General features: G+C 71.0%; 21 protein-coding genes and 1 pseudogene. 15 read left to right on the top strand and 7 right to left on the bottom strand.

What is annotated here, in order from left to right:
- Nucleotides 1-84: 84 nt before the first annotated feature.
- Nucleotides 85-876 (bottom strand): SDR family oxidoreductase, encoded by a 792-nt coding sequence (locus tag NMN56_RS27705; RefSeq protein WP_274046400.1) that lies wholly within the window; start codon nucleotides 874-876, stop codon nucleotides 85-87.
- Nucleotides 877-1,548: 672 nt separating this feature from the next.
- Between NMN56_RS27705 and NMN56_RS27700 the strand changes: the two genes are divergently transcribed.
- Nucleotides 1,549-3,105, top strand: a complete 1,557-nt coding sequence (locus NMN56_RS27700; protein ID WP_274046357.1) for a GMC family oxidoreductase — start codon at nucleotides 1,549-1,551, stop codon at nucleotides 3,103-3,105.
- A 76-nt stretch (nucleotides 3,106-3,181) separates the two neighbouring features.
- On the opposite strand, the gene NMN56_RS27695 is transcribed toward NMN56_RS27700, so the two are convergent.
- Together NMN56_RS27695 and NMN56_RS27690 are read right to left on the bottom strand one after the other, a co-directional pair.
- On the bottom strand, nucleotides 3,182-3,886 hold the full coding sequence (locus NMN56_RS27695; protein ID WP_274046356.1) for an MSMEG_1061 family FMN-dependent PPOX-type flavoprotein: 705 nt from the start codon (nucleotides 3,884-3,886) through the stop codon (nucleotides 3,182-3,184).
- 154 nt (nucleotides 3,887-4,040) lie between these two features.
- Complete coding sequence (locus NMN56_RS27690) at nucleotides 4,041-5,018, bottom strand: PDR/VanB family oxidoreductase (protein ID WP_274046355.1); 978 nt, start codon at nucleotides 5,016-5,018, stop codon at nucleotides 4,041-4,043.
- A gap of 70 nt (nucleotides 5,019-5,088) precedes the next feature.
- Between NMN56_RS27690 and NMN56_RS27685 the strand changes: the two genes are divergently transcribed.
- Together NMN56_RS27685 and NMN56_RS27680 are read left to right on the top strand one after the other, a co-directional pair.
- Entirely contained in the window at nucleotides 5,089-5,748 is a 660-nt protein-coding gene (locus NMN56_RS27685) for a TetR/AcrR family transcriptional regulator C-terminal domain-containing protein (RefSeq protein ID WP_274046354.1), read from the top strand.
- A gap of 9 nt (nucleotides 5,749-5,757) precedes the next feature.
- A pseudogene (locus NMN56_RS27680) lies at nucleotides 5,758-5,934 on the top strand (aldo/keto reductase); the annotation flags it as partial.
- Nucleotides 5,935-6,072: 138 nt separating this feature from the next.
- On the opposite strand, the gene NMN56_RS27675 reads toward NMN56_RS27680, so the two are convergent.
- Nucleotides 6,073-8,061: a heavy metal translocating P-type ATPase gene (locus NMN56_RS27675; RefSeq protein ID WP_274046353.1), complete on the bottom strand. Its 1,989-nt coding sequence runs from the start codon at nucleotides 8,059-8,061 to the stop codon at nucleotides 6,073-6,075.
- On the opposite strand from NMN56_RS27675, the gene NMN56_RS27670 reads away from it, so the two are divergent.
- Together NMN56_RS27670 and NMN56_RS27665 are read left to right on the top strand one after the other, a co-directional pair.
- A complete protein-coding gene (locus NMN56_RS27670) occupies nucleotides 8,040-8,297 on the top strand; it encodes a hypothetical protein (RefSeq protein WP_274046352.1) in 258 nt (85 codons plus the stop codon). The two genes, NMN56_RS27675 and NMN56_RS27670, sit on opposite strands and share 22 nt — an antisense overlap.
- A 130-nt stretch (nucleotides 8,298-8,427) precedes the next feature.
- Nucleotides 8,428-8,823 carry an ArsR/SmtB family transcription factor gene (locus tag NMN56_RS27665; protein ID WP_274046351.1) on the top strand — a complete coding sequence of 132 codons (396 nt, stop codon included), beginning with the start codon at nucleotides 8,428-8,430 and terminating at the stop codon, nucleotides 8,821-8,823.
- Nucleotides 8,824-9,101: 278 nt separating this feature from the next.
- Here NMN56_RS27665 and NMN56_RS27660 read toward each other — a convergent pair whose 3' ends face one another.
- Nucleotides 9,102-9,542, bottom strand: coding sequence for a helix-turn-helix domain-containing protein (locus tag NMN56_RS27660; protein ID WP_274046350.1), 441 nt, complete (start codon nucleotides 9,540-9,542; stop codon nucleotides 9,102-9,104).
- A 514-nt stretch (nucleotides 9,543-10,056) separates the two neighbouring features.
- On the opposite strand from NMN56_RS27660, the gene NMN56_RS27655 reads away from it, so the two are divergent.
- The 9 genes from NMN56_RS27655 (at nucleotide 10,057) to NMN56_RS27615 (ending at nucleotide 22,078) form a co-directional block, all read left to right on the top strand.
- Nucleotides 10,057-10,788 (top strand): hypothetical protein, encoded by a 732-nt coding sequence (locus NMN56_RS27655; protein ID WP_274046349.1) that lies wholly within the window; start codon nucleotides 10,057-10,059, stop codon nucleotides 10,786-10,788.
- Between the two features lie 7 nt (nucleotides 10,789-10,795).
- Nucleotides 10,796-12,070: an FAD-dependent oxidoreductase gene (locus tag NMN56_RS27650; RefSeq protein ID WP_274046348.1), complete on the top strand. Its 1,275-nt coding sequence runs from the start codon at nucleotides 10,796-10,798 to the stop codon at nucleotides 12,068-12,070.
- A 3-nt stretch (nucleotides 12,071-12,073) separates the two neighbouring features.
- The gene (locus NMN56_RS27645) at nucleotides 12,074-12,889 is read left to right on the top strand and encodes a HisA/HisF-related TIM barrel protein (protein WP_274046347.1); all 816 of its coding nucleotides are present in this window, start codon (nucleotides 12,074-12,076) and stop codon (nucleotides 12,887-12,889) included.
- Nucleotides 12,877-13,887, top strand: coding sequence for a zinc-dependent alcohol dehydrogenase family protein (locus NMN56_RS27640; RefSeq protein ID WP_274046346.1), 1,011 nt, complete (start codon nucleotides 12,877-12,879; stop codon nucleotides 13,885-13,887). The genes NMN56_RS27645 and NMN56_RS27640 overlap by 13 nt, the downstream gene beginning before the upstream one ends.
- A gap of 292 nt (nucleotides 13,888-14,179) precedes the next feature.
- Nucleotides 14,180-17,386, top strand: coding sequence for an amino acid adenylation domain-containing protein (locus NMN56_RS27635; protein WP_274046345.1), 3,207 nt, complete (start codon nucleotides 14,180-14,182; stop codon nucleotides 17,384-17,386).
- A gap of 165 nt (nucleotides 17,387-17,551) precedes the next feature.
- Nucleotides 17,552-18,889, top strand: a complete 1,338-nt coding sequence (locus NMN56_RS27630; RefSeq protein ID WP_274046344.1) for an FAD-dependent oxidoreductase — start codon at nucleotides 17,552-17,554, stop codon at nucleotides 18,887-18,889.
- Nucleotides 18,886-20,157: an aminotransferase class I/II-fold pyridoxal phosphate-dependent enzyme gene (locus NMN56_RS27625; RefSeq protein WP_274046343.1), complete on the top strand. Its 1,272-nt coding sequence runs from the start codon at nucleotides 18,886-18,888 to the stop codon at nucleotides 20,155-20,157. Before NMN56_RS27630 ends, NMN56_RS27625 begins: the two co-directional genes overlap by 4 nt.
- Nucleotides 20,158-20,419: 262 nt before the next feature.
- On the top strand, nucleotides 20,420-21,091 hold the full coding sequence (locus NMN56_RS27620; protein ID WP_283742514.1) for a hypothetical protein: 672 nt from the start codon (nucleotides 20,420-20,422) through the stop codon (nucleotides 21,089-21,091).
- 51 nt (nucleotides 21,092-21,142) lie between these two features.
- The gene (locus tag NMN56_RS27615; protein WP_274046341.1) at nucleotides 21,143-22,078 is read left to right on the top strand and encodes an SAM-dependent methyltransferase; all 936 of its coding nucleotides are present in this window, start codon (nucleotides 21,143-21,145) and stop codon (nucleotides 22,076-22,078) included.
- Here the strand turns inward: NMN56_RS27615 and NMN56_RS27610 are convergent.
- Nucleotides 22,041-22,475: a tautomerase family protein gene (locus NMN56_RS27610; RefSeq protein ID WP_274046340.1), complete on the bottom strand. Its 435-nt coding sequence runs from the start codon at nucleotides 22,473-22,475 to the stop codon at nucleotides 22,041-22,043. The genes NMN56_RS27615 and NMN56_RS27610 overlap by 38 nt on opposite strands.
- A gap of 359 nt (nucleotides 22,476-22,834) precedes the next feature.
- On the bottom strand, nucleotides 22,835-23,686 hold the full coding sequence (locus tag NMN56_RS27605; protein ID WP_280842901.1) for a LysR family transcriptional regulator: 852 nt from the start codon (nucleotides 23,684-23,686) through the stop codon (nucleotides 22,835-22,837).
- A gap of 563 nt (nucleotides 23,687-24,249) precedes the next feature.
- Here NMN56_RS27605 and NMN56_RS27600 point away from each other — a divergent pair.
- Nucleotides 24,250-25,278, top strand: a complete 1,029-nt coding sequence (locus NMN56_RS27600) for a nitronate monooxygenase (protein WP_274046338.1) — start codon at nucleotides 24,250-24,252, stop codon at nucleotides 25,276-25,278.
- The last annotated feature ends 403 nt before the right edge of the window (nucleotides 25,279-25,681 follow it).

The raw sequence follows: 25,681 nt of genomic DNA, 5'->3' as shown, positions 1-25,681 counted from the left end.
AACGGCTAACAGAGCCGGCGTCCGAACGGCTCCGGCTAACGGAGCCGGCGTCCGTACGACTCACAGAATCGGCGTCCATACGGCTCAGAGAATCGGCTGGCCGCCGGTGACCGCGATACGGGCCCCGGAGACGTACGAGGACTCGTCGGAGGCGAGCATCACGTAGACGGGCGCCAGCTCCGCCGGCTGCCCTGGCCTGCCCATCGGCACCTGCTTGCCGAAGCTCGCCACGTCCTCCTCCGGCATGGTGGCCGGGATCAGCGGCGTCCAGATCGGGCCGGGCGCCACGCTGTTGACCCGGATACCCCGATCCGCCAGCAACTGCGAGGCGGCCCCTACGAAGTTGGCGATCCCCGCCTTGGTCACGTCGTACGGGAGCAGCTGCGGGGGCGGCATGTCGGAATTGATGGAGGTCGACGCGATGATGGAGGCGCCGGCGCGCAGATGCGGGAGTGCCGCCTTGCACAGATGAAACAGGGCGCTGAGGTTCACCGCGAGTGTGCGGTCCCATTCCTCGTCCGGGATCTCCTCCAGCGAGTTGTGGGTCATCTGCTGCGCCGCGTTGGAGACCAGTACGTCCAGGCCCCCGAACTCCTTCAGCGCCGTCGCCACGACCTCACGGCAATGCGCGGGGACCGCGAGATCTCCCGCGAGCAGCACCGCCTTCCGGCCGGCCTGCTCCACCAGGCGTGCCGTCTCCCTGGCGTCCTCGTGCTCGTCCAGGTAGGAGACCAGAACGTCGGCGCCCTCCCGTGCGTAGGCGATCGCCACCGCACGCCCGATGCCGCTGTCACCACCCGTGACGACGGCCTTCTTGCCCTCCAGCCGCCCCGACCCCCGGTAGCTCTCCTCGCCGTGGTCGGGCGTCGGCTGCATCAGGCCCGTACTGCCCGGCGGATTCTGCTGCTGCGCGGGTGGTGGCTGCTTCACGGCGTTTCCTCCTGCTGCTGGCTGGTCTGGCTGGTCTGGCTGGTCTCGCTGGTCTGGCGGGTCTGGCGGATCTCGCGGTCGGGTGGGTCTGGGGGTCGGGTAGCTCTGGGGCCCGGCAGCCCCTGGGGCCCGCTGACTGGTTCCGGCTCGGGAATCGGCGGTCTGGTCCGGTATCGGCACCACCGGTACCGGCCGCCACACCCACACACCCGTGCCCGTACTCAGCCATGTCACCCCGTACTCCCACTGTCGGCATCTCGGAGGCAGCCGATGGGCGCACGCTCTCCGCCCGCGGAAGGCGGGCGCTGTGGGCGCGTGCCATGCTCAGGCCAGGCGCAGGTTGATTTCGGGCACACCGGACAGCGCGACAGCGGCAGGAAGCTGCGGCAGGAAGCCCGCCTGAGCCACACGGCGTGAACCACACGGCGTGAACCACGGGGCCGAGGCTCACACGGGCCGAGGGCCACGGGCCGTGAACCACTGGACATGAGCCGCGCCGCACGGCACACGCAGCACGGACACACGCCGCACGGCACACGGCACACGGCACACGCACGGCACGCGGCAGCGGTGTCCGTAGGCGCGCGCGGGCCGGGCGCGCAACGGGAGAGGAGGACCGTGAACGGAGTCTGGGACGTGGTCGTCGTAGGCGCGGGGTCGGCCGGAGGAGTGCTGGCCTGCCGCCTCAGTGAGGACCCCGGGCGCTCGGTACTGCTGCTGGAGGCGGGACCCGACTACGGCACCGACAGCGCGGAGCAGCCCGGCGACGTGGCCACCAGTCCGGCCGCGACGGACAGCCACGACTGGGGGTACGTGAGCGAGCCGGGTGCCCTCGGCCGGAGCGTCGCGCTGACCAGGGGAAAACTGGTCGGCGGCTCCTCCGCCATCAACTCGGCCATCGCCTTGCGCGGGCAGCCGGCTGACTACGACGCGTGGGCGGCGTACGGGGGTGACGGCTGGTCGTTCGCGGAGTTCCTGCCCAGCCTGCGACAGGTGGAACGGGACATGGACCGTGCCGACGCGTACCACGGAACGCAAGGCCCCGTCCCCGTACGCCGCCACGGGGCGGACGAACTCAACGCGCATCAGCGGGCTTTCGAGGCCGCCTGCCTGGCCGAAGGGCACCCGCGGGTGGCGGACCACAATGCTCCTGGCGCCCTCGGTGTGGGCCCCGTACCGGTCAACCGGGTCGACGACGTCCGGCAGAGCACCGCCCTGACGTACCTCGCCCGGGCACGTGGCCGCGCCAACCTCCATGTACGCGCGGGAGTTCATGTGGACCGTGTCGTCTTCGAGGGCGGGAAGGCGGTCGGGCTGCGGCTGGCGGACGCCGGCGGAACGCTGGTCCGCGCCCGGCGCACCGTGCTGGCCGCCGGGGCGTACGGCAGCCCGGCCGTACTGATGCGATCAGGCATCGGCCCCGCGGAAGACCTCGCGGCCCTGGGCATCGACGTGCTCGCCGACCTGCCGGGCGTGGGCCAGGGGCTGCGGGAGCACCCGACGGTCACCCTTCAGTTTCCCGTGGACGTGCCGCTGCCGCCTCCGACGGCCCCCGTACTGCAGGTCTACCTCACCTGTCCCGACCCGCACACCGCGGGCGGTGTCCCCACGGCCTCGCGCGAGGACGGCACGGTCGGCCTGCACCTCTTCCCCTCCGGGCCCGAACTCCTCGACGACGGAACCACGGGCCTCACCCTGTGGGTGGCCCTGATGCGCCCCCATTCGACGGGGCGGCTACGGCCGCGCACGGCCGATCCCTTCGCCGCTCCCGCCATCGACCCCGGCCTGCTACGGGACCCGCGCGACACCGACCGGCTGGTCGCGGGCCTCCGTCTCGCCCGCCGCCTCGCCCGCACCGAGCCCCTGGCCGGCCTCCTCGGCGAGGAACGCGGCCCCCTCGCGGCAACGCACTCCGCCGCCGGCCTCGCCACCGCGATCCGCTCGGTCGTGAACCCCTATCAACACGCCGCCGGCACCTGCCGTATGGGACAGCCGACGGACCCGGACGCCGTCGTGGGCCCCGACGGCGCCGTAAACGGAACGGAGAACCTCTACGTCATCGACGCCTCCGTCCTCCCGACCCTCCCCACCGCCAACACCAACCTGACGACCATGGCCACCGCCGAACACTGCGCCGCCCGCCCTCCTTGGTCGCCATCTCTCGGCTCCCCGTAGACCGGTCCGGGCGACAAGGCGGTACGGCGCACGCCGCCTCGCCCCGACCCCGCCGGGGTCCGGCGGGGCCGGGAGGTCAGTACAGGCCGTGGCGGTAGTCGTGTTCCAGGAGGTCGCCCAGTCCGGAGAGCTGGTCGCCCAGGGCGGCGGTCATCTTGCTGGCCTGTTCGGACACCGCCAGGGAGCCGAAATCGCCTCCCAGCATGACGGCTTCGGCGAGGCCGCGCTGGTCGCCGTCCCACAGCTTCGAGCGGATCACCGCCTTTCCGCACTGCGAGTACACCTCGCGTACGCGGACGACGGTGGCCAGTACGGCCGGCTTGCCTTCCGCGCCGAGCATCTGCAGCAGTTCGGAGTCGTCGGTGACGAACGCGTCTCCGTTGACCCGCACGGCCTCGCGTATGCCGGGTACGAAGAAGACCAGGCCGACGGCCGGGTTCCGCATGATGTTCTCGAAGGAGTCGGCGAGCTTGTTGCCGGGGCGGTCGGGTACGGCCAGCGTCCACGGGTCCAGCACGCGCACCGAGCCGGGCGGGTCGCCCTTGGGGCTGTTGTCGATCTGCCCGGTCTCGTCGCTGGTGGCCATGCAGAAGAACGTGCTGTGCGCGATGAACCTCATGGCGAACTCGCCGACGAAGTCCGCCTTCTTGTCCGCGATGAACTGCGGTGGGTGTCCGACGATCTGCCTGACGCGTTCCATGTCTATGGACCGGTAGGCGTCGGCCGCGGTCTGCGGTGTGGTGGCCCCGGTGCTGACGGGGGGCGTGTCGGTGATGGTCATACGTGCTGGCCTTCCCACTCGGGGTCGCTCGGGGCTCGGGCCGCTTCGGGCTCGGGGTCGCTTGGGGGTCGAGCTTGCTTCGGGCTCGGCTTGCTTCGGGCTCGGGGTCGCTTCCGGGAGGTCCCGTGGTGTTCCGGAGTGTCCTGGGCCTCGTTCAGACGTCGAGTACGAGGCGGGGGCCGCGTGCCCGGGAGACGCAGACGTACATGCGGTCACCGGTGGCGCGGTCCTGCTCGGACAGGATGTCGTCGCGGTGGTCGGGCTCGCCGTCGAGTACGCGGGTCTCGCAGGTGCCGCACACGCCCTCCCGGCACGAGCCGGCCACCGGGATGCCCGCGCCTTCAAGGGCGCTCAGGACGCTGGTGTCGGACGGCACCGTGACCGTACGGTCCGATTGGGCGCACACCACCTCCACCGGGCTGTTCTGCTGGGCCGGCTTCTTGCGCGCCTTGAACCGCTCCAGGTGCAGCGCGCCGGGCCGCCAGTGCGCGCCGGCGCTTTCCACCGCGGTCAGCAGGGGTTCGGGGCCGCAGGCGTAGATGTCGGTTCCCTCCTGTTCCCGGTCGAGCCAGCGTGCCAGCGGAATGCGGCCGACCGCGTCCTCCGGGTACAGCTGAACCCGGTCGCCGTACGGCCGCAGTTCGTCGCGGAACGCCATCGAAGCGGCGCGGCGTCCGCCGTAGACGAGCTGCCAGGGCACGCCCCACGCCTCGGCCTGATGGACCATCGGCAGAATCGGCGTGATCCCGACTCCGCCCGCGATGAACAGGTACGACCGCGCGCGGTCGAAGCCGAAGTTGTCCCTCGGGCCCCGCAGCCGCAGCGGCTGCCCCGGGCGCAGGAACATATGGACGTATTCGGAGCCGCCGCGGCCCACCCGTTCACGCAGCACCCCGATGCGGTAGCGGGAGCGGTCCTCGGGGGAGCCGCACAGCGAGTACTGCCGCGTGATCCCGGTGGGCAGCGCCAACTCGATGTGCGCGCCGGGACGCCACGGCGGCAGGTCCCCTCCGTCCGCCGCGCAGAACTCCACCGAGAGTACGCCGTCCGCCTCCCAGCGCAGTTGGCGTACCACGACAGCGAGGTGGTCGGCGGCGGCGGTTGTGGGTCGTGCAGGAGCCGCGCTCGTCATGGTGTCCACTCCCAATTGCGGTAACAGCGTTATCACTTACGTAAAGGAAATTAGTGATAACGTCGTTACTATGTCAAGCGCGGGCGAGAAGCGGCAGGCAAGAGGCGGGACCCCACTGCGGGCGGAGACCGTGGCGCGTACGGCGCTCGCCTTGGTGAACACCGGAGGGCTGGAGTCCCTGACGATGCGCAAGCTCGTCGGAGTACTGGGTGTGCAACCCCCGGCGCTCTACCGCCTGTTCGGCGGCAAGCGTGACCTGCTCGACGAGATGGCCGAGACCGTCCTGGCCGGCGTACCCGACCGGGTGCGGCTGGACCAGGACGCGGACTGGGCGGAGCGGGTGGAGGCACTCGCGCACGCCGTACGCGAGTGCCTGCTGGCCCAGCGGGACGGCGCACGCATCGTCGGCGGCAGCTACGCCGCCAAGGGGCACGCCCGTACGTTCACGCTCGCCGCCACCATGGTCGAGACGATGATGGACGCGGGCTTTCCCGCCGAGTCGGCGCTGTGGCCCTGCACCACGATCTTCAGCTTCATCCTGGGCGAGACACTCGAACAGCAAGGCGCAGCCGACGCCGGAGGCGAGAGCGCCGTCGCCGCGCGTATCAGCGAACACCCGAGTCTGCCGGCGGTCACCGCCGACCGCTTCCTCGACTTCGACGCCCGGTTCGAGTTCGGGCTGCGCGTCCTGCTCGACGGACTGCGCGCGGCGCTCGCCGCGGGGGAGTGACGACTGCTCGTCGTCGCGATCCCCAAGTCGGTACGCGCCGAGCGCATGGCGCAGAACCTCGACGTGTTCGACTTCCAGCTCACCGCCGAGCGGATGGCCCGTATCGCCGAACCGGACGGCGGCAGCTCGCTGTTCTTCGACCACCGCGACCCGGCCATGGTCGTCCAGCTGGGCCGACCCGTATGAACGGCTGAGCCCCGCCGCACCCGTCAACGGCGCCGCACCCGTCAACGGCGCCGCACCCGTCAACGGCGCGGCGGCGCGACGGCACAGCGGCGCCGGCCCGGCGCCGTCACCGCCCCCGAAGGAGGCGCCGAGGCGCTGTCACCGCGGGTCCGGCGCGGCGGCGCGGTTCCAGGCGGTGTCGCGCAGCAGGCGCAGGCCGTTCAGGCCGACGATGACGGTGGAGCCTTCGTGGCCGAGGACGCCCAGGGGCAGTGGCAGGTGGCCGGCCAGGTCCCAGACGACCAGACCGGAGATGAACACCGCTGCGACGACCAGGTTCTGTACGACCAGGCGCCGGGCCGCGCGGGAGAGGTTCACGACGGCGGGGACGGTGGCGAGTTCGTCGCGGACGACGACCGCGTCCGCCGTCTCCAGCGCGAGGTCGGAGCCGGCGCGGCCCATGGCGATACCGGTGTGGGCCGCGGCCAGGGCGGGCGCGTCGTTGACCCCGTCGCCGATGACCAGGACCTTGTGCCCGGCCTTCTCCTGCCCCTGGACAGCGGTGACCTTGTCCTGGGGCAGCAGCCCGGCGCGCACGTCGCCGATGCCGACCTCCTCCGCCAGAAGCGCGGCGGCGCGTGCGTTGTCGCCGGTCAGCAGCATGGGCGCACTGCCCGTCAGGATGGCCAGTGACGCGACGGTGGTGGCGGCATCGGTGCGCAGGCGGTCGGCCACGCCCAGGACGCCGACCGGCAGCCCGGCACGCTGTACGAGGACCGCTGTACGCCCACCGCGCTCCAACTCGGCCCCCACCACGGCCGCTTCGGCCGATGCCGCGCAACCGGCATCAGCGGCCTTGGCGGCATCACGCACATGTGCATGTGCATCACCGGCATCACGTGGCTCACGCGCATCACCGGCATCATCGAGCAGACGGGCCAGGGCGCCGACCGCGATCGTCTGTCCGCCCACCGTCGCGGTGACGCCCACGCCGGGTGCGGAGGTGAAGTCCCGCGTGTCCGGGACCGTCAGACCGCGGTGCAGCGCGGCGGCGACCACGGCACGTGCCAGCGGGTGCTCGCTCGGGTGCTCGGCCGCAGCCGCCAGCGTCAGCAGGGACTCCGCGTCCAGCCCTGAGCCGACCAGCGGGCGGATGTCGGTGACCCGGGGGGTGCCCTCGGTCAGGGTGCCGGTCTTGTCGAGCGCCACCGCGTCAACCTGACCGAGGCGCTCCATCACGACGGCGGACTTCACCAGCACGCCGTGCCGCCCGGCGTTGGCGATCGCGGACAGCAGTGGCGGCATCGTCGCGAGGACGACGGCGCACGGCGAAGCGACGATCATGAACGTCATCGCGCGCAGCAGCGAGCCGGCCGGATCGGCGCCGAGCGCGAGGGGGACAGCGAAGACGGCCAGGGTGGCGAAGACCATGCCGAGGCTGTAGCGCTGTTCGACCTTCTCGATGAACAGCTGTGTGGGCGCCTTGGTCCCGGACGCTTCCTCGACCATCGCGACGATCCGGGCGATGACGGAGTCGGCGGCGTCCCGCCCGACCTCGACCCGCAGCGCTCCAGTGCCGTTCAGCGTGCCGGCGAAGACCTCGTACCCGGCCTCCTTCGCCACCGGCAACGGCTCGCCCGTGATGGTGGCCTGGTCGACCTCACTGGCTCCGGCCAGCACCCGCCCGTCCGCGCCGACCCGCTCGCCGGGCCGGACCAGGAGGGTGTCGCCGACCCTCAGATCGGAGGTGGCGACGCTCTCTTCCGCTCCTCCGTCACCGTCCAGGCGGGTGGCGGTGGTGGGCGCGAGGTCGAGCAGGCAGCGGACGGCGTCCTGGGTCCGTGCGGTCGCCAGCGCCTCCAGGGCGCCGGACGTGGCGAAGATGACGATCAGCAGCGCGCCGTCCATCACCTGCCCGATCGAGGCGGCACCGAGCGCGGCCACGATCATCAGCAGGTCCACGTCCAGGGTCTTCTCCCGCAGCGCCGCAAGCCCGGCCCAGGCAGGCTGCCAGCCGCCGGTGAGGTATGCGGCGGCGTACAGCGGCCCCCACAACCAGGCGGAGGCGCCGGCCAGTTGGAGCGGCAGGGCCATCAGGAACAGCACCAGCGCCGCCCCGGCCCACCGTGCCTCGGCCAGCGCCAACACGCGCGTACGGCGCCGCGGCACCGGCACCTTCGCCGGACCTGACGGAGCCGGCCGACCTGACCGACCCGGCAGAGCTGGCCGACCTGGCCGACCCGACGGAGCTGGCGGGCCTGACGGAGCTGGCGGGCCCGACGGACCCGACGGCCCCTTCGGACCCGACGGTCCCTTCGAACCTGGCGGAGCAGAAGGAGCTGGCTGACCTGACGGAGTCGGCTGAGCGGTCCGAGCCGCCGTAGCCGCTCGTTCAGAACGCCGGGGGAGAGCGGAAGGCATGACGGGGCGACCCTTCGCGGGCGGGGACGACGACCCGCTCACCGTACAGGAATATGTGAACAGGTTTTCAGGTGTCGCCGGTAGGATGGCGTCATGGGTCATGGAGCCGACGGCAAGAACAGCGCGACCCCGCGCGAGCGCCTGGACGCGGCGGGGGCCGGCGATGTCGCCTCGACCCTCCAGGCCCTGGCCACTCCCTCACGCCTGTACATCCTCGCCCGCCTCCAGGAAGGCCCGTGCGCGGTCGGCGACCTGGCCGAGGCCGTGGGCATGGAGGCATCCGCCTGCTCCCACCAGCTCCGTCTGCTGCGCAACCTGGGCCTGGTCACCGGCGAGCGCCACGGCCGCTCCATCGTCTACGCCCTGTACGACAACCATGTGGCCGAGCTGCTGGAGCAGGCGCTCTTCCACGTCGAGCACCTCCGCCTCGGCCTGCGGGACGCCCCCGCCGAGGCGCCGTCGGCAACCGTCGCCGCCGTCCACGATTAGGTGCCGGAGTTCTTCCGGCCTACGTTCCCGGGTCTTCGTGCCGGGGCGGCCCGGGGTATGGGGAAGACCCGGTGTCCCGGGGAGACCCGGTGTCCCCGAGGGGGCCCGGGGGTGCCGGGAGACCCGGGGTCTCCCGGAGAGAGGCCCGGGTTCCCTGTGACCGTTCGCCGGCCCCGCTCCGCGCGTACCCGGCTCCGCTCCGCGCGTACCCGGCTCCGCTCCGCGCGTACTGGGTGCCGCGTTCGCGCTGCCGCCGGGTGTGCGCACGCGGCGGGGGCTCAGCTGTCGTTCGTGTCTTCTTCCGGCTGGGCCGTCGCAACGGACCGGGCGATCGCCTCGGCGCGGCCCGAGACGCCGAGCTTTCTGTAGATGGAATGCAGGTTGTTCTTGACCGTGCGTTCGGCGATACCCAATTGCCTCGCTATATGGCGGTTGGAAGCACCGGTGAGAAGCAGCTCGAAGACCTCCACCTCCCGGGGAGCGAGGCGTTCCGTCTTGAGCCTGACGGGCGGTGCCCTTCCCGGGGGCGGCGAATGAGGACCGCAGGGACCAGGCGTTTCTCGCTCAGCCGTTGAGATGGCGGTGGAATACATCCGCTCTGTGATTTCCAATAAGTCACAGAGAAGCCGCACGATTTCGTGCAGTGCTGCGGTCTGTGCGCCCTGCTCGCAGGGAGAGGGTGCCGAGGCAGAGGAATGTTCCTGTTCTTCGTGTGGCAATTGTGGCCTCCTTCCCGGTGGCCTCCACGCAGAACGCTGCCTTCTTGAGCCGTCAACGACGGATAAAAGTCTCCCACGCCGGCTGCGTGCCGGCCGATGCGGTGGACCCCGGTTTACCCGAACGCTCTTGTGCTGAACCGCTGTTGGCGAGTGGTTCCCAGGGAACGGCTCAGTATTTTCGCAATGTGTCTTCCGCGATGTGTCTCCCCAGGGCGCACCGGCGTGGTCGCCGGGCGCGGGCGCGAGGGCCCGGTCCAGATGTGGGCCCCGCGTGCCGCCAGCGGCGGGGCGTGGTGAACGCCCACCTCACGCCTTCCACCAGAACCGAAAGTCCCGGGAATCCCGTGTCGAAGGTACCCATCGAACCGAGGTGTTGGCCGATCCCGCCTGGCTACCCGGCGACCCCGCGCGAGCGATGAAGGTCTGGACCGGAAGCGAACGGAAGAGATCGGAAGAGGGGTGTACTCCTGTGCAGAGGCCAATCCCGTCCCGGGCCGGTGCACTGATACGAGAGATGGACGACCGCCGCACGGCGGAAGGTCTCGACAACGCTCTGCTGGCGGCTGTCCGTGAGGGCAGGGCTTCCACGGACAACCTGCGTCGTCTGGTGGCCGCCGAGGCGCAGTGCCATCAAGCGGAAATGACGGCCTACGGTGTCATGCTGACGCGTTTCCCGGGCCGCCCCGCGGCAACCCTCTATGTCACGCTGAGCCAACTGGTGAACGGTGCCAGGCCCAAACTGACCGCATGTGCGGAGGAATTGGGAATGGACCCGGACAACCTATGGCTCCGGCCTCGCGATCGGCGCACTTTCGCCTTCGCCGGAGCACTGTCGTGGATAGCACTGAATGGGAGTCAGGCAGCCACGGCCCTCGCCCTCCACACGGACATGGCCGTCTATTTCCCGCAGTGCGAGCAGTTGGTGCGGGACATCGGTTCCTCGAAGATCGAAGCCCCGGATTCCTTCCTGGACTATTACGCGTCAGGAGGTTCCCAGGAGCTTCTGGACCTGGCCGCCGATGTGGTCGCTGACGGGCTGAGCCAGGGCGACGATCCGGAGGCCGCCGCCTTCATGGCCGATCTGCTGTGGAGGAGCATCGACGACCTGTGGCGTGCCGCTGCGGGAGACGCGGAAGACGAGGGTGCCTCCGCCGGCGGGGGAGACGAAGGAGTCTCCGCCGGTACGGGAGGAGGCGCCGAGCCGTCCGCCGGCGCGGCGAACGGCCCCGCCGGCCCGGACGGGTAGCGGGATCATGCGTATCGGCATCGCGGGCGGCGGCCTCGCGGGTCTGGCGGTCGCCTGGCTTCTCGACGGCGTGCACGAGACCGTGCTCGTCGAGGAACGTCCCCGGCTTGGCGGCAACGCGGAATCCGTGACGGTCCGGCACGGCGGGCGGCAGCATCAAGTCGACCTCGGTGTACGCGAGACATCGCCCCAGAGCTTCACGACCTGGCTCCGCATCGCTCAGCTCGTCGGGGTGACCGCAGAGGAGTTCGTGGTCTCACGCGCGTCACGGACCCTGACACGCGACCCGGCCACGACGCCCCTGTGGGTCTCTCCTTCGGAGCCGGGCAGCACCGGACGACCGGTCACCTCGTCGGGTTCGGTGCATCGCGCCCTCTTGCGGCTGGCAACCGATGCCGCCCGCTGGGAGGCCGAGGACCTTCCCTGGGAGACCACGCTGGGGGAGGCCGTGAGCGCGTGGCGGCTGCCGGAGCCGCTCACCTCCGAAGCGGTCTGCGCGCTGCCCGCCTCCCTGTTCGGCTGCACGCTCGACGAGGCCCGCACCCTCTCGGCCCGTGCGGTCGGTGCCCTTTACGCCGACCCGCAGCCTGACCTCGAACGGGCCCCCGAGCTGACCTTTCTGCGCGGCGGAGCCGACAGCCTGACCGCAGCGCTGGCGGCGAAGCTGCGGACGGCATCCGTGCACCTGGACGTTCCCCTGCGCCATGTGGTCAGGAAGGGCGGGGACTTCGAGCTGATCGACGCCGCCGGCCACGCGTACGCCGTGGACGCCGTGGTGCTCGCCCTGCCCGCCGACCGCGCGGCAGCGGTGCTGGACGCACTCGCGGGCACGGACGGCATCCGCACGGCCCTGGCGGACATCCCCCACAGGAACCTGACGTACGGGCTCCACCTGGACCCCTTCGGCATGCCCGCCGATCGCCGTGCGTGGTCCGCCGACAACGTGACGCTCCACGGTCCGTGGAGCGAGACGACGACGTGGTACGGACCGGCCACGGGAGACGATCTTTTCGTCAGCCAGCTCACCCACCGTGATGCTCTGCCGCGGCTGGAACTGGCGCGCTCGCACTTCCGTACCCAACTGCCCACACCGGCGGCGCACAGGGCGAGAGCGCGGCTGGCAGCCGTGCAGGGCCGGGGCGGGCTTTTCATCGCCGGGCGTACCACGGCGGACGTGGACACGCAGGAGACAGCCCTGTACTCCGCCGCCGCTGTCGCCCGGCAACTGGCCCCGGAGAGCGGACGGATACGACAAGTGCTCCGCGGTACCGAAAGGACATGAACCGTGACCTCACAGACGACACCCTTCGCCGACCGCCGCACCCAACTCGCGGACCTTGTGATCCCGTGCATCGACGTCGTACACGGGGAGGCGACCCCGGCTTCGGGCATTTCCGGTCTGTCCGACCCCGGTGACGTCGCAGGCATCGCCGGACGCTATGCGGAGGACGGCGCCACCAAGCTCTTCGTCGACGTGCTCGACGCCTGGCACGAGTGCCCCTATCTGCCCTCTCTCCTGCACGAGTTGAAGCGGACCGGCATGGCGGTACTCGTCTCCGTGCAGCAGGGGCGCCTCCCCTCCGTCGCCGGGGCAGGCACCGTGCTGGAGGCCGGGGCCGATGTGCTGTCCGTCAGTACGAGCGTGATCGAGGACAGGGAGCGGGTGGTCTCAGCCGTCCGCCAGTACGGGGGCGAACGGTTCATGGGTGTCCTCAACTGCGCCTCCGACGGGGCCGGTGGCTGGCTGGTCCGCGTCGAAGGCGGCACACAGGACACAGGCGTCCAGGCCACGGCCGTGGCCACCGGGCTCGGACAGTTGGGGGTCGCAGCCGTGCTCGCCAACAGCCTCGACCGCGAAGGGACGAGCGACGGTTACGACATGGAACTCACCCGGGCGATCGCGCGGGCCTCGGGGCTGCCGACGATCGCCTCGGGAGGCGCGGGCACCGCGGACCACCTGTGGGCCGCGTTGCGTGCGGGTGAGGCGGCGTACGTACTGGTCAACAAGATGGTCCACTCCGGCCACACCTCGGTGGCGGCGTTGCGGGACGAGATGCTGGCCCGCTGGTCGACGGAGAAGGACTCCCCGTGCGCGCCGTGATGTTCGAGAAGTACGGCGAGCCGAGCGACGTACTGCGGCTCGTCGAGGTGCCCTCACCGCTCCCCGGCCCCGGGGAAGTACGGGTGGAGGTGGCCGCGCGCCCTGTGAACCCCTCCGACCTGCTGTTCGTCCAGGGCGAGTACGGGCGCCCCGCGAGGTTCACCACGCTGCGGGCAGGGCCGGGAGACGCGCTGTCGGCTTCCCCCGTGGGCTTCGAAGGCGCGGGGGTGGTCGAAGCGCTGGGTCCAGGAGCGACGGCACCGGCGGTCGGGACCCGGGTCGCCGTGGCGGTCACCGGCACATGGCAGCGGCACGTCTGCGCACCGGCCGATTCCGTGCACCCGCTCGGTGAAGGGGTGTCCCTGGAAGCCGGCTGCCAGTTGACGGTCAACCCCTTCACCGCGCATCTGCTGCTCCGTGCCGCCGCACTGCGGGACGGCGACACCGTGCTCGTCACCGCCGGGGGATCCGCGGTGGGACGCATGATCGCGTACCTCGCCCACCGCCGCGGCCTGCGCTGTGTCTCCGTCGTACGCAGGGCGGAGCACGCGAGAGCGCTTGAGCGCATCGGTGCGGTGCCCGTCCTCACGCACCCGGGCGCTCCCTTGGAAGAACAGCTGAAGACGGTCGTCGGTAGAGAGGGCGCAGCCCTGGGGCTCGATGCCGTAGGAGGGGCGATGGGCCGGTGCCTGCTGGCCTCTTTGCGGCCCGGCGCACGCCTGGTGAGCTACGGCCTGCTGTCAGGCGAGCCTCTGCCCGTGCCGCCCGAGGAGCTGATCTTCCGCGATGTACGGATCGAAGGCTTCTGGCTGCCGGAACGGCTCGGCCGTCTCGACCGGGACGCGGTACGGCAGCTGACTGGCGCGGTCGCGGCGGACATGGCCGACGGCATGCCGGGCCTGGAGGTCGCGGCCTCCTACGACCTGAGCGAGTTCAGGCAGGCCCTGGCGGCGGCGGCCCGGCCAGGACGCACCGGGAAGGTCCTGCTGCGCGGCTGAGCCCCCGTGGGCCAGGACCGTGCTCCGGGCCGGCGGTGCCGGAACCGTTCTCCGGGCCGGCGCCAGGGCCGTACTCCGGTCCGGTGCCAGAACCGTGCTCCGGGGCCCCGGCGCCAGGACCCCGCCTGGGTTCCGGCGTGAGGGCGCGGGCCCAACCCTCGCAGGCCAGGACCGCGTTCGGCCGCGGCGCGAGCCGCCTGCCTGCCCGCGCCCAAAGGCACCACCGCCCGTTTCCCCGTAGACCACCGACTTCTCCGGGTACACCACCGACTTCTCCGGAAGGGGCATTCCGATGCCGACCGGGACACAACAGTCCGGGACACGACAGACACAGAACCTGCCCGACGACATCGCGAAGTGGAACGCCACAACCACCGACTATCCACGGGACGCGCTGCTCACCGACCTGTTCGCCGCCGCCGTCGAACGGACACCTGACGCGCCGGCCCTCACGTGGAGCGCCGGCGAGTGGAGCTACCGCGAGCTGCGCGATCAAGTGCGCCGCGCCGCCTGCCACTTGCGGGCCCGCGGCGTGGGCGAGGGCGAGGTCGTGGCCGTACTGCTGGAGCGGTCGGCGCACTTCGTGGTTGCCGCGCTGGCCGTCCTCGAAGCCGGCGCCGTCTATCTGCCACTGGACCCGGACCATCCGGAGGCACGGCTGGTGCAGGTCCTGGAGGACTCGGAAGCCGGTCACGTCATCACGGCCCAGGACTGCGAAATCCCGGACACCGTACGGGCGACGAGGGTGCCGGTGGACGACATGGCCGGGCACGAGCTGCCCTCGCCGGACACCACCTGGACCGAGGGGCGCGGCGCGCCCGACCCGGCCTACGTCATCTACACCTCCGGGTCGACGGGCACGCCGAAGGGAGTCGTCTGCACCCATCGCGGGCTCGTCAGGCTCGTCCACGCGGACGATCCCTCCGTACCCGGCGCCGACGACCGCCTGCTCGCCACGACCAACCCGACCTTCGACGTCTCCTGTTACGAGATCTTCTGCACCCTGCTGAACGGTGCTTGCCTCGTCATCCCCGACCCCGACGACCTGCTCGACAGTGAGGACCTGGCCCGGACGCTGCGGCGGCGGAGGATCACCACCCTGTGGCTCAGCGCGGGTCTGTTCCACCGGCACGCCGAGGCCAAGCCGGAGATGTTCGGTTCTCTCAGGTGCCTGATGGCCGGTGGTGACGTGCTCAACCCCTCCGCGGTCAGGGCCGTGCTCGAACACGGCGGTCCACGCGTGTTCCTCAACGGGTACGGACCGTCCGAGAACGCGGTCATGTCCACCACGCACCGGATCGACAGGCTCTCCCCGCACGCCGAACTGGTGCCGATCGGCAGGCCGGTTGCGAACACGACCGCGTACGTCGTCAGGCACGACGGTGACCTGGCAGCCCCCGGTGAGGAGGGCGAGCTGTGGCTCGGAGGAGACGGCGTCGCCCTCGGCTACCTCAACGATCCCGGCAAAACAGCGCAGCGCTTCGTCCCCGACCCCTTCGGATCCGACCCGCGAGCGCGCCTGTACCGCACGGGGGACGTGGTGCGCCAACGCAGGGACGGCGTACTGGAGTTCCTGGGGCGCCGGGACCGCCAGGTGAAGATCCGTGGCTTCCGGGTGGAACTCGACGAGGTCGAAGCCGTACTGACAGCACACCCCCAGATCGCACAGGCCGCCGCCGACGTCATCGGGCAAGGAGCGGGAGAGCGCCTCGGAGCGGCTGTCGTCGCTGTCCCCGGCGCCGATACCTCCGGTCTCGACCGGCGGACACTCGACCACGCACGCGACCGGTTACCGGCCTACATGGTGCCCGCGCGTCTCGTAGTGGCGGAGGGGCTGCCGCTCCAGAGCAGCGGGAAGCCGGACCGCGACCAGCTGCTCTCGCTGATGACCGACAGGGGAGAGACCGCCGGGGGAGAGGGAGATCGAGGGGAGGGAGATCGGGCACAAGGGGGTTCCGCGGAGGGGGACAGGACAGCCGGGGGCCGGGCCGGGAACGGTGCGCCCCTCGGCCGCGAGGAAGAGACCGTCGCCGAGATCTGGGGCGACCTCCTCGGCCTCGGCACTCCCGGCGCGGAGGACGACTTCTTCGCACTGGGAGGTACCTCGCTGCGTGCCACCCAGGTCGCCGCGGCCACTCGGCAACGCTTCTCGATCCGCCCCGAGCACAGCCGCGACCTGATCCGCACCCTGCTGGACAACCCGACGCTCTCCGCGTTCACCGGCCGCGTACGCGACCTGGCCACGGCCACGGGACAGCTCCCGGACGCCGCACGCCCCGACTTCACGGCCGATGCGGCGCTCGACCCGCGGCTGCGCTTCGACGCGCCGCCGGCTCCCCGGCGAGCGGTGCCGGAATCGGTGCTGCTCACCGGAGGTACCGGCTTCCTGGGCGTCCACGTGATCGACAGGCTTGTCCAGGCCGGTGTGCGCCGGGTGTTCTGCCTGACCCGGGCGGGCGACGAGGCGGAGGGCCTCGCGCGGCTCGCGGCACGTATGCGCCGCTTCGCTCTCGACCCCTCGGCCTGCGAGGACCACCTGACACCCGTTCCAGGAGAGCTGTCCGAGCCCCGGTTCGGCCTGGACGACACCACCTGGGACCGCGTCGCCCGCGAGAGCGACCTCATCCTGCACGCCGGCTCCCAGGTCAACTTCGCCTACCCCTATGAGGCCCTGGCTCCCACCAACGTGGGAGGCACCGCCACCGTTCTGGAGCTGGCCACCGCACACACGCTCAAGCCGGTCCACTACGTCTCCACGATCGCCGTCATCGCCGGCTTCGGTACCGCCGGCGTACGCCACGTGTCGGAGGACACCCCGCTGGCCCACCCCGACCGCATCTCCCTGGGCTACCCGGAGAGCAAGTGGGTCGCCGAAAGCATGGTGTCCTCGGCGGCCGAACGCGGGCTGCCCGCCGCCATCCACCGGCCCTACGAGGTCACGGGCACCACCGGACGCGGCGTCTGGAACACGGACACCATGATGTGCGCGCTCTTCCGCACCATCGCCGAGACGGGCATCGCCCCCGACATCCCGCTGCCCCTCGACTTCGTGCCCGTCGACTACACAGCGGACGTGATCACGCGCGTCCTCACCCACGAGGAACCGGACGGCAGGGTGTACCACATCACGAACCCCCACGACGCCCGGCTCGATCTGCTCGTCGACCGGCTGCGCACCATGGGATACCGGGTCCGTACCCAGCCGTACGACGCATGGGTGGACGTGATCGCCCGGCTGACGGCCGATCACCCCGAGCACCCCATGGCGCCCTACATCCCCATGTTCATCGAACCGGCCCGCGACTCGGGCATCTCGGTGAAGGAGATGTACTTCGCCGGCGTCTTCCCCGGCTTCGACCGCGGCAACACGGAGAGGGCGACGGCCGGCAGCGGGATCGTCTGCCCGCCCGTCGATGAGCACCTGATCGACCTCTATCTGCGCTACTTCCGCGATTCAGGCTTCTTCCCACCGCCGGAGGCGCAGACCCCCGTCGACTGAAGGCACCCGGCGAACTGCCGCACGGTCCCCGGGACCACCCCGGAAGCGGAGGAGCCGGCGCCCGGAGGCGGAGGAGCCGGCGCCGCGAAAGGGGAGAGTCGGCGCCGCACAAGCCCCGGGGAGCCGGCGCCGCCGATTCCGTCCACCCGACTCAGGAAGGTACGTATGCGCATCGCCGTCATCGGAGCGGGCATCTCGGGCCTGAGCGCGGCCTGGCTGCTGGCTCCTGAACACGAGGTCACGGTCTACGAGTCGAGGCCGCGCTCCGGAGGGAACGTCCTGTCCGTTCCCGTCCCCGTCCCGGTCTCCGTTCCCGATCCCGGCGCCGAGGGGCAGCGCACGGTGCTGGTGGATTCGGGAGCCCAGCACCTGTCGCCGGTGGACTTCCTCGCCCACCGGGCGCTGCGGCGGCTGCTGGGCATCGGTACGGGGGACGAAGTCAGCGCACCCTTGTCCCTCACCGTCACCACACACGGAACAGCCACTCCTTCCCTGGTCACTCCCGACGCCGGGAACGACGCCCGCACGGGACGCTCTCCCGTCACCGGCCGGACCTGGCAGCACGTCCAGGAGTTCCTGGGCGCCGCTGCAGAGCCGGGCCCGGGGCAAGGCGATCCGTCCGTCACCGTGGAGCAACTGACCCGCACACTGGGCACCCCTGCCGCCGTACGCGATCACGTACTGCTGCCGTGGCTGGCGTCCTTCGTCGGCTGTCGGTCCGGGGACGCCGCTGCCATGCCCGCGCGGATCGCGGCGGCCTGGGCCCTGATGTCCCCGCCGGACCGGCCTGACGTGGCCGCCCGGTGGGCCAACCTCACCGGGGGCCTCCAGACGGTCACCACCCGGCTCGCTGCCTCGCTCGGAGATCGCCTCCGTCTCGGCTGCCCGGTCACCTCCCTGTCCGCTGCCGGAGACGGCGGAAGCGCACCGATCCATGTCACAACGCCGGAGAGCGGGGAGGAGACCTACGACCGTGCCGTCGTCGCCCTCCCGGCCGAGGCAGCCGCACAGCTGCTCGACGACCAACCCGCCTACGCCGTGATCGGCGCGCGCCTGCGCCAACTCCCCTACGTACCGGTGACGGTGGCCCTGCACCGGGACCCCGCACACATGCCGGCCGACCGCCGCCACTGGTCGGCCGTGAACGTCACCTCCCATGGCGGGTGGGGCGAGACCACCTATTGGTTCGGGCCTTCGCTGGGGGTGGACATCTTCAAGAGCTGGATCACGCACCGCGCAGCGCCCTCCCACGAACTGCACCGTGAGAACTACCGTCAGCTGCTCCTCACCGCCGACGCCGTCCGGGCCCGCGACGAGCTGCGCGCCCGCTCGGGCAGCCCGCATCTGCAGCTCGCGGGCAGCTATATGCATGACGTCGACAGCCAGGAGGCGGCCGTACGGTCCGCCGTCAGCGCCGTCGAACGCATAGCTCCCGACACGGTGCGCATGGGAGAGCTGCGGGCAGAGCTGACCCGGGTGACGCCGGAGGGAACCGCCCGATGACAGCCCCGCACAGGACCACGGCCCGCGACCCGCGCCCCTCGGTCACCGCCCGCCGCCTCGCTCCCGGACTGCGCGGCCCCCTGATGAAGCTGGCCGCGCGCCTGCGTGCCGAGGGCAGGGAGCTGATCGACCTCAACCTCGGCGACCCCGCCGCACACGGCCTGGATCCCCCCGATCACGTGGTCGGTGCGGTAAGGGAACGCCTCGGTGAGGCAGGCGGGTACACCCCGGAGACCGGCACCGGCGAGGCGCGGACGGCCGTCGCCGAACACTTCCGCGATCGGCGCGGCATCTCCTGGGCCACACCCCGGGACGTGTGCCTGGGCAACGGCGTCTCCGAACTGGCCACGCTGACCACACAGGCACTCCTCGACCCCGGCGACCAGGTACTCGTGCCCTCGCCCGGATATCCGCTCTGGCGCGCGTGCGTGGGCCTCACCGGAGCCGTTCCCGTCCCGTACCCCTGCCGCGAGGACGAGGCTTGGACACCGGATCCGGGCGAACTGGCAGCACGTGTGGGACCGCGGACCCGGGCCATCGTGGTGATCAACCCCGGCAATCCCACCGGCGCGGTCTGGCCGCCCCGCACCCTCGAAGAGATAGCGGCCGTGGCCCGGGCGCACGATCTGGTGCTCTTCGCCGACGAGGTGTACGACGAGGTCCGCTACGGAACCGAACCCTTCGTCCCGCTGGCCACGTTCGCTCCTGACCTGCTGTGCCTCAGCTTCGGAGGACTGTCCAAGTTCTGCCGGCTGCCCGGCTACCGCGTGGGCTGGGTGCTTCTCAGCCGCCCACCCGGTATGGGCGAGGCGTACCGGGACACCCTCGCGGAACTCTGTTCCCTGCGCCTGTGCCCGAACGCCACGGGGCAACTGGCCGTGCCCCCGGCCCTGTCGGCGACCACCCGGGCGGGAGTCAGGCGCGTCACCGCTCCCGACGGCGCGCTCACCCTCCGGCGGAACACGGCGTACCAGGCGCTCACCCAACTGCCCGGCGTCTCCTGCGCCTTGCCCCAAGGGGCCTTTTACGCCTATCCGCGGCTCCCGCTGCCGGCGCGATTGCGGACGGAAGAATTCGCGGAGGCGCTGCTGCGCCGCGAATCCGTACTGGTCGCTCCCGGCAGCGTCTTCGCCCCTTCCGACGACCACCCCGGCGGACCCCCGCACATCCGTCTCACCACGCTCGCCGAGCCGTCCGAACTAGCCGAAGGCATCCGCCGGATGGACAGGCTCCTCACGGAATTCCGCCGCACTCCTGACCCGGCGTGAAGCCCGCCGCGCCCGGTCACAGCGGCGTACAGCTCTCGGTAACCCGGCGCTCGGTAACCCGGCGCTCGGGCAGCCGAGAGAAGCCAGCTCCCGGAAAGCCAGCTTCAGAAAGCCGCCGGCTCTCGGAACGCCAGCTCACGGAAAAGCAGCTCTCGGAAAGCCAGAAAGGAAGCCCCGCGACATGTCCGAATCCGACAGGACCGGCAGGACCGGCAGGACCGGCAGGACTGATAGGACCGGCAGGACCACGGCGAAGGATCTCGTGAGCGAGGTCGAGCATCTGCGTAAGGCCGCTCCCCTCCCCAACGCCTTGCTGGACCTCCCCGCCGACGGAGAAACCGGCCGGGAACGGCTCCGCCGCCTGGTCGCCATCGAGGCACAGTCACACAAAGCCGAACTGGGCGCCTACGGCACCATGCTCGCCCGTTTCCCGCACCCTCCCGCCGCCGATCTCTACCTCACGCTGGGACGCATTGTGTGCGACGCCGGTCCCAAACTCCGACAGGTGGCACGCGCGCTGGGGATGAGCGATTCCCAACTCGTCCGCTGGCCCCCTGAAACCGGCGCCTACGAATTCAACAGCGCGATGTCCTGGACCGCTCTGGCCGGCAGCCAGGCGGCCGGAGCACTCGCCGCGCACACCGACATGCGGGTCTACTACGCGGACTGTTGCGCGCTCGTGAGCCGGTTGCGTGAGGTCGGCGCCCAGGTGCCGGAAGAATTCCTCGACTACTACGACGACGCGGCCGACGACACCTTGTGCGCGCTCGCCCTCGCCGTCGTCCAGGACGGGCTGGACCGCGGCGACGATCCCCGTGACGCCGTCTTCCATGCCCGCAGGATCGAGGAGGCGATCGGTGCCGCCTGGCGCACCGCCGCGATCGACGCGGCAGGACCGGACACGGGAACGCCCCACACGGTGACACCGCGATGAGACCCCCAATGGCCCCTCACCAACCGGCTTTCCGCACCCAGGAGAAGAAAAGTGACCCACGACGAAAGTGCCGGCTACCGCGTGATAGGGGGGCACCAGAAGAACCACCCCTATCTGGAGAAGGTGGCGAGCGCCTATGAAGACAGCCCCGAGGACTGGCGCAAGGTGCTGGGAGATCTCCTCCATTTCCAGTGGGGTGTCTACGACCATCCCGACTCGCCCCGGCCCGTCTCCCTCGACGAGGCCGGAACCCGGCATCTCGAACGACAACTGCAACTCGCCGGCCTCACAGCGCCCGACCGCCCCCGAATGCGACGGGTCCTCGACCTCGGCTGCGGCTGGGGCGCCACCCTGCATCAGCTCGCCCGTGCCTTCCCCGAGTGCGACTGCCTGGAGGGCGTCAACATCAGCAGGCAACAGCTGGAATACAGCGCTGACTTCGTAACCCGCCACGGCGAGAAACGACGCGTTCCTCTCTACCTGTGCGACGCCGCTGAAATCTCCCGGTTACCCGACCCGGAACGCCTTTACGACCTCGTCGTCCTGCGTGGGGCCATCACCCACTTCCCGTACCAGTTGTACGAGGTGACGATGGCCGCGCTGTCGGCACGTATGCGCGAAGGCGGACTGCTCGTCGTCTCCGAGACGCTCTACAGCGAGGAGTTCATCGCCGCCGAGCCCGCCGTCCCGCAGGAGGACGACCATCTGGCGATCGGCTACCGCAAGACACCTGAGTACTTCGCGAAGGTGCTAAGCCAAAGCGGCTTCGCTGTACGGGACATGCGTGTCCTGCCCTCGTACTCCGATGCGGCTCACTGGCTCCTGGAGCTGAAGAGCAACATCGAAACGCGCTTTCCGCACGGCACGCCTCCTCCTTTGGCTGCCATTCGCGATGTGTCCGTTCCGCTGTCGATCGCGCTTCTGGAGGAACGGGTCGGCGCGTACAGCGTCATTGCGGAGCGCCGGGGCCACGGTCCGCTGCCGTAGCGGGGACCGGCAGGGCTCCTTCGGTGTACTGCGCGCGCCCGAAACCGAACGACCAGTCTTGAGGGCCGTTCTCCACGAAGGAGACGAAGACGTCCTCGCCGCCGATGCCGAGGTGCCCCAACTGCTCGGCGACGGCTCGGAAGACGTGCTGCTTCTCCTCGGCGGTACGTCCTGCCTGGGTGAAGATCTGGATCATCACGAGCCGGTCGGTGCGTTCGAAGCCGAGCCCGGCGTCAAGGGCGATGACGTGGTCAGCCTCGTGCTCGGTGATGAGCTGGAACCTGTCCCGCTCGGGGATGCCCAGCACCTCCACCAGCGCGCGGTGCGCGGCGTCCGCGACCGCCTTCAGCTCGTCGGGACGACGGCCGCGTATGAGGTCGATACGTACCTTGGGCATGCTTGTTGCTCCTGGTCGCTCTGTTGCCGGGACGGGCGCTGTCGGGGCGGACGGCTCAGCGGGCAACCGCATCCACGTCCGGCCGCTTCGCGGTCGCGGCCCGGGTGAGGCCCGGTCTGTCCTGCCGGACCGTCCTGCCGAACCGTCCTGCCGGTCTGTCCTGCCGGACCGTTCTGTCGCGCCGTTCTGTCGCACCACCGACGCTAATGACCTGCCGGCCTGGGCGGAAATGCCTGGTGCGACGCGCGTATGCACAGCGGGCATGGATGCCGCTCAGGGCTTACGGCTTGCGGCTTGGGCCTGCGGCTTGGGTCGTGCGGCCTTGGGGCGTGCGGCTCACAGGGGAGCCGCGCCGGGCGTCATTCCGGGGCTGTGCGGAGGGCGGCGTCCAGGAACCGGCGGATCAGCGTGCGCTGCGCGCCGGGGAGATGGACGAGGCTGACCGGGCTCGGCGGGGCGTCGATGAGGGGCACGAAGCGGAGGGCGGCGTGCTGGGTGCGACGCTGCGCGACCTCGGGCACGATGCCGATCCCGCGGTTGGCGGCCACGGTCTCCAGCCACTCGTCGTAGTTGGCCGTCTCGATGATCTGCGCAGGACGCTGGTCCTCAGGCCACGACCAGGGGCCCGTGGTGCCACTGACCGTGTTCACGACCAGTGGCCAGTGCCGGACGTCCGACCAGTCGACATGGCCGAGGCGGGCCAGAGCACAGCGCTCCGAGCACACCGCTACGCGCGGCTCGTCGTACAGGCGCACGGCACGGGCCTCTCCGGGCACCTCGACGTCACCCCGGACCAGCGCGATGTCGACGGCGCGCCGGCGCAGCGCCTGGAGAGGGTCGTCGGTCCTGGTCAGCTCGACCGACGCGCCCGTGCTCTCCTCGAAACGGCTGACCGCCTGCTGCGCCCAGGGGTCGGGCAGCAGCCAGCTGAAACCGAGCCGCAGCGTGACACGGCGGCTCACCACCGCGAGGGCCTCGTCCAGCGTCGCGAGCACCCGTTCTGCGTGGATCAAGAACTCAGCGCCGGTGTCCGTCAGTTCGACATGCCGCGAGGAACGGTCGAGCAGGCGGACGCTCAGATTCCCCTCCAGCTGCGCGATCGTACGACTCAGCGCCGGCTGCGTGATCAGCAGTTCCTCGGCGGCACGGGAGAACGAGCGATGGCGGGCCACGGACGTGAAGGCCCGCAGATGACGGAGTTCGACCTCCATGTTCCCGGCACTCCTCTCGTGCATCCATGCCTACGGCGCATAGCGCCAGCGTAACCGGCATTTCACAGCCACGCGTGCGCTGCCTAGCATTCCAAGTCGGCCCGTGAACGCCGCCAGGAAGGTGCCCACCCCGTGCAGCCCTCAGCCCCCGTGAAGGCGCCGGCAGCTCTGCGGCCGTCGGTAGCCCTGCAGCGGTCGGCATCCGTGAGCGCGCCGACGGTTGTGAGTGCGCCGGCAGTCGTGAGTGCGCCGACAGCCGCGGAGGCGTCCGCGCCGCAGGGGTCAGCGCACGCGGTCGCACTGGTGGCTCATGCACTTGCAGGGGGGCTGCCGCAGCGCCAGCGCATGCACTCGCACGGAGGGCTGCCGCAGCGTCGGCGCACGCAGTCGGACCTGACGCTCATCGCCAGGACGGCGGCTGCCCGCGCCGCGGGAATGAGGCCCGGAAGGTCCGTCCGTACGACCGCTTCCCGCACCCCCGCTTCCCGCACCACCTCGCCCCCGTCACCCCGGCGGCGTGACCCGTACCGACACCGACGCGCTTACCTCCAGGAGGAGTTGTCGTGAGCACCCTGCTGTCCGACCTCGGAACAGACTTGCCGCTCGTCGCGGCCCCGATGGCCGGTGGACCGAGCACCCCCGCACTCGTCACCGCCGCCGCCCGCGCAGGCGGGCTGGGGTTCCTCGCCGGCGGGTACAAGACCGCACAGGCACTCGCCGGACAGATCCACACCGCACGCGCCGAAGGCATCGCTTTCGGCGTCAACCTGTTCGTCCCCAACCCGGCTCCCGTCTCCGACGCGGCGTACCGGCGCTACGCGCGGGCGCTGCGGCCCGAGGCCGACCGCTACGGCCTCACCCTGCCCGGGGAACCCGTCGAGGACGACGACCACTGGGCGGACAAGATCGACCTGCTCACCTCGGCGCCCGTGCCCTGGGTTTCCTTCACCTTCGGCATCCCGGACCGCGCGGTCGTACGTGCTCTTCGCACCGCGGGGAGCACCGTTCTGCAGTGCGTGACCTCGGCCGGAGAAGCGCGCCTGGCCGCTGAATCCGGCGTCCACGCACTGATCGTCCAGGCTCAGGACGCCGGAGGGCACTCGGCCACGCTCACCCCCGCACGGCCGCCCCGGCCCCTCCAGCTCACCGACCTGATCGCCGCCGTGCGCCGCTCCGCCGACCTGCCCCTCATCGCCACTGGAGGCATCACCACCAGCACCGATGTGGCCACCGCGCTGGCCGCAGGCGCCGAAGCCGCCATGGTCGGCACCGCGCTGCTGCGCACCCACGAGAGCGGAGCGTCCGCGCCGCACAAGGCGGCACTGGCCGACCCCGCCTTCCCCGCCACCACCGTCACCCGCGCCTTCACCGGACGGCCCGCACGCGCCCTGCGCAACCGCTTCACCGACCACTACGACCCCATCGCCCCGGCGGGCTATCCCGCCCTCCACCACCTCACAGGCCCTCTCCGCAAGGCGGCCACAGCGGCCGGCGACACCGACCTGATCCACCTGTGGGCAGGCACAGGACACCGCCACGCGAAGGCCGAACCCGCCGCCGACACCTACGCCCGCCTCGCGGCCCAGCTATGAGGCGACCGAGCCCGTACGACGACGCGACCCGCCGGTGCGGGTGCGGGTGCCGGTGCCCGCGACAGGTACGTCGCGACCTGCTCGGCGGGGAAGCCCTCCGGGCCCGCCGTCCACAGCTCCTCCCAGTCCTCCTAGTCCCCCCAGTCCTCCCGGGTCGGAGGTCGCCGTCCAGTACGTCGTAGAGCATCGCCAGCAGCCGCCGGACCAGGGCGAACTCCTGGGTGGGCAGTTCGTCGCACAACACCTCCACCGGTACACCGGCCTCTTTACCGCGGTGTACGGCGGCGGCGAGGTGTTCGACGTTGGAGATCCACGCTGAGATACCTGGTTCAGCGGGGCTGAGGGAGCCGTGCCCCGGCACGAGCGTTTCCACATCGAGCACCGCCCGCATGGTCCGCAGGCT

The sequence above is a fragment of the Streptomyces iconiensis genome (assembly GCF_028657195.3).
In the GTDB taxonomy this organism is placed as follows: domain Bacteria; phylum Actinomycetota; class Actinomycetes; order Streptomycetales; family Streptomycetaceae; genus Streptomyces; species Streptomyces iconiensis.
The sequence above is the reverse complement of the archived record's forward strand: the minus strand, read 5'-3'. Positions and strand labels throughout refer to the sequence as shown.

Coding starts and splice junctions, on each gene's coding strand:
- NMN56_RS27605 (WP_280842901.1), bottom strand. CDS start 23,686: ATGGAGGTCGAACTCCGTCATCTGCGGGCCTTCACGTCCGTGGCCCGC.
- NMN56_RS27635 (WP_274046345.1), top strand. CDS start 14,180: ATGCCGACCGGGACACAACAGTCCGGGACACGACAGACACAGAACCTG.
- NMN56_RS27690 (WP_274046355.1), bottom strand. CDS start 5,018: ATGACGAGCGCGGCTCCTGCACGACCCACAACCGCCGCCGCCGACCAC.
- NMN56_RS27695 (WP_274046356.1), bottom strand. CDS start 3,886: ATGACCATCACCGACACGCCCCCCGTCAGCACCGGGGCCACCACACCG.
- NMN56_RS27655 (WP_274046349.1), top strand. CDS start 10,057: ATGGACGACCGCCGCACGGCGGAAGGTCTCGACAACGCTCTGCTGGCG.
- NMN56_RS27685 (WP_274046354.1), top strand. CDS start 5,089: ATGTCAAGCGCGGGCGAGAAGCGGCAGGCAAGAGGCGGGACCCCACTG.
- NMN56_RS27665 (WP_274046351.1), top strand. CDS start 8,428: ATGGGTCATGGAGCCGACGGCAAGAACAGCGCGACCCCGCGCGAGCGC.
- NMN56_RS27650 (WP_274046348.1), top strand. CDS start 10,796: ATGCGTATCGGCATCGCGGGCGGCGGCCTCGCGGGTCTGGCGGTCGCC.
- NMN56_RS27705 (WP_274046400.1), bottom strand. CDS start 876: ATGCAGCCGACGCCCGACCACGGCGAGGAGAGCTACCGGGGGTCGGGG.
- NMN56_RS27610 (WP_274046340.1), bottom strand. CDS start 22,475: ATGCCCAAGGTACGTATCGACCTCATACGCGGCCGTCGTCCCGACGAG.
- NMN56_RS27630 (WP_274046344.1), top strand. CDS start 17,552: ATGCGCATCGCCGTCATCGGAGCGGGCATCTCGGGCCTGAGCGCGGCC.
- NMN56_RS27625 (WP_274046343.1), top strand. CDS start 18,886: ATGACAGCCCCGCACAGGACCACGGCCCGCGACCCGCGCCCCTCGGTC.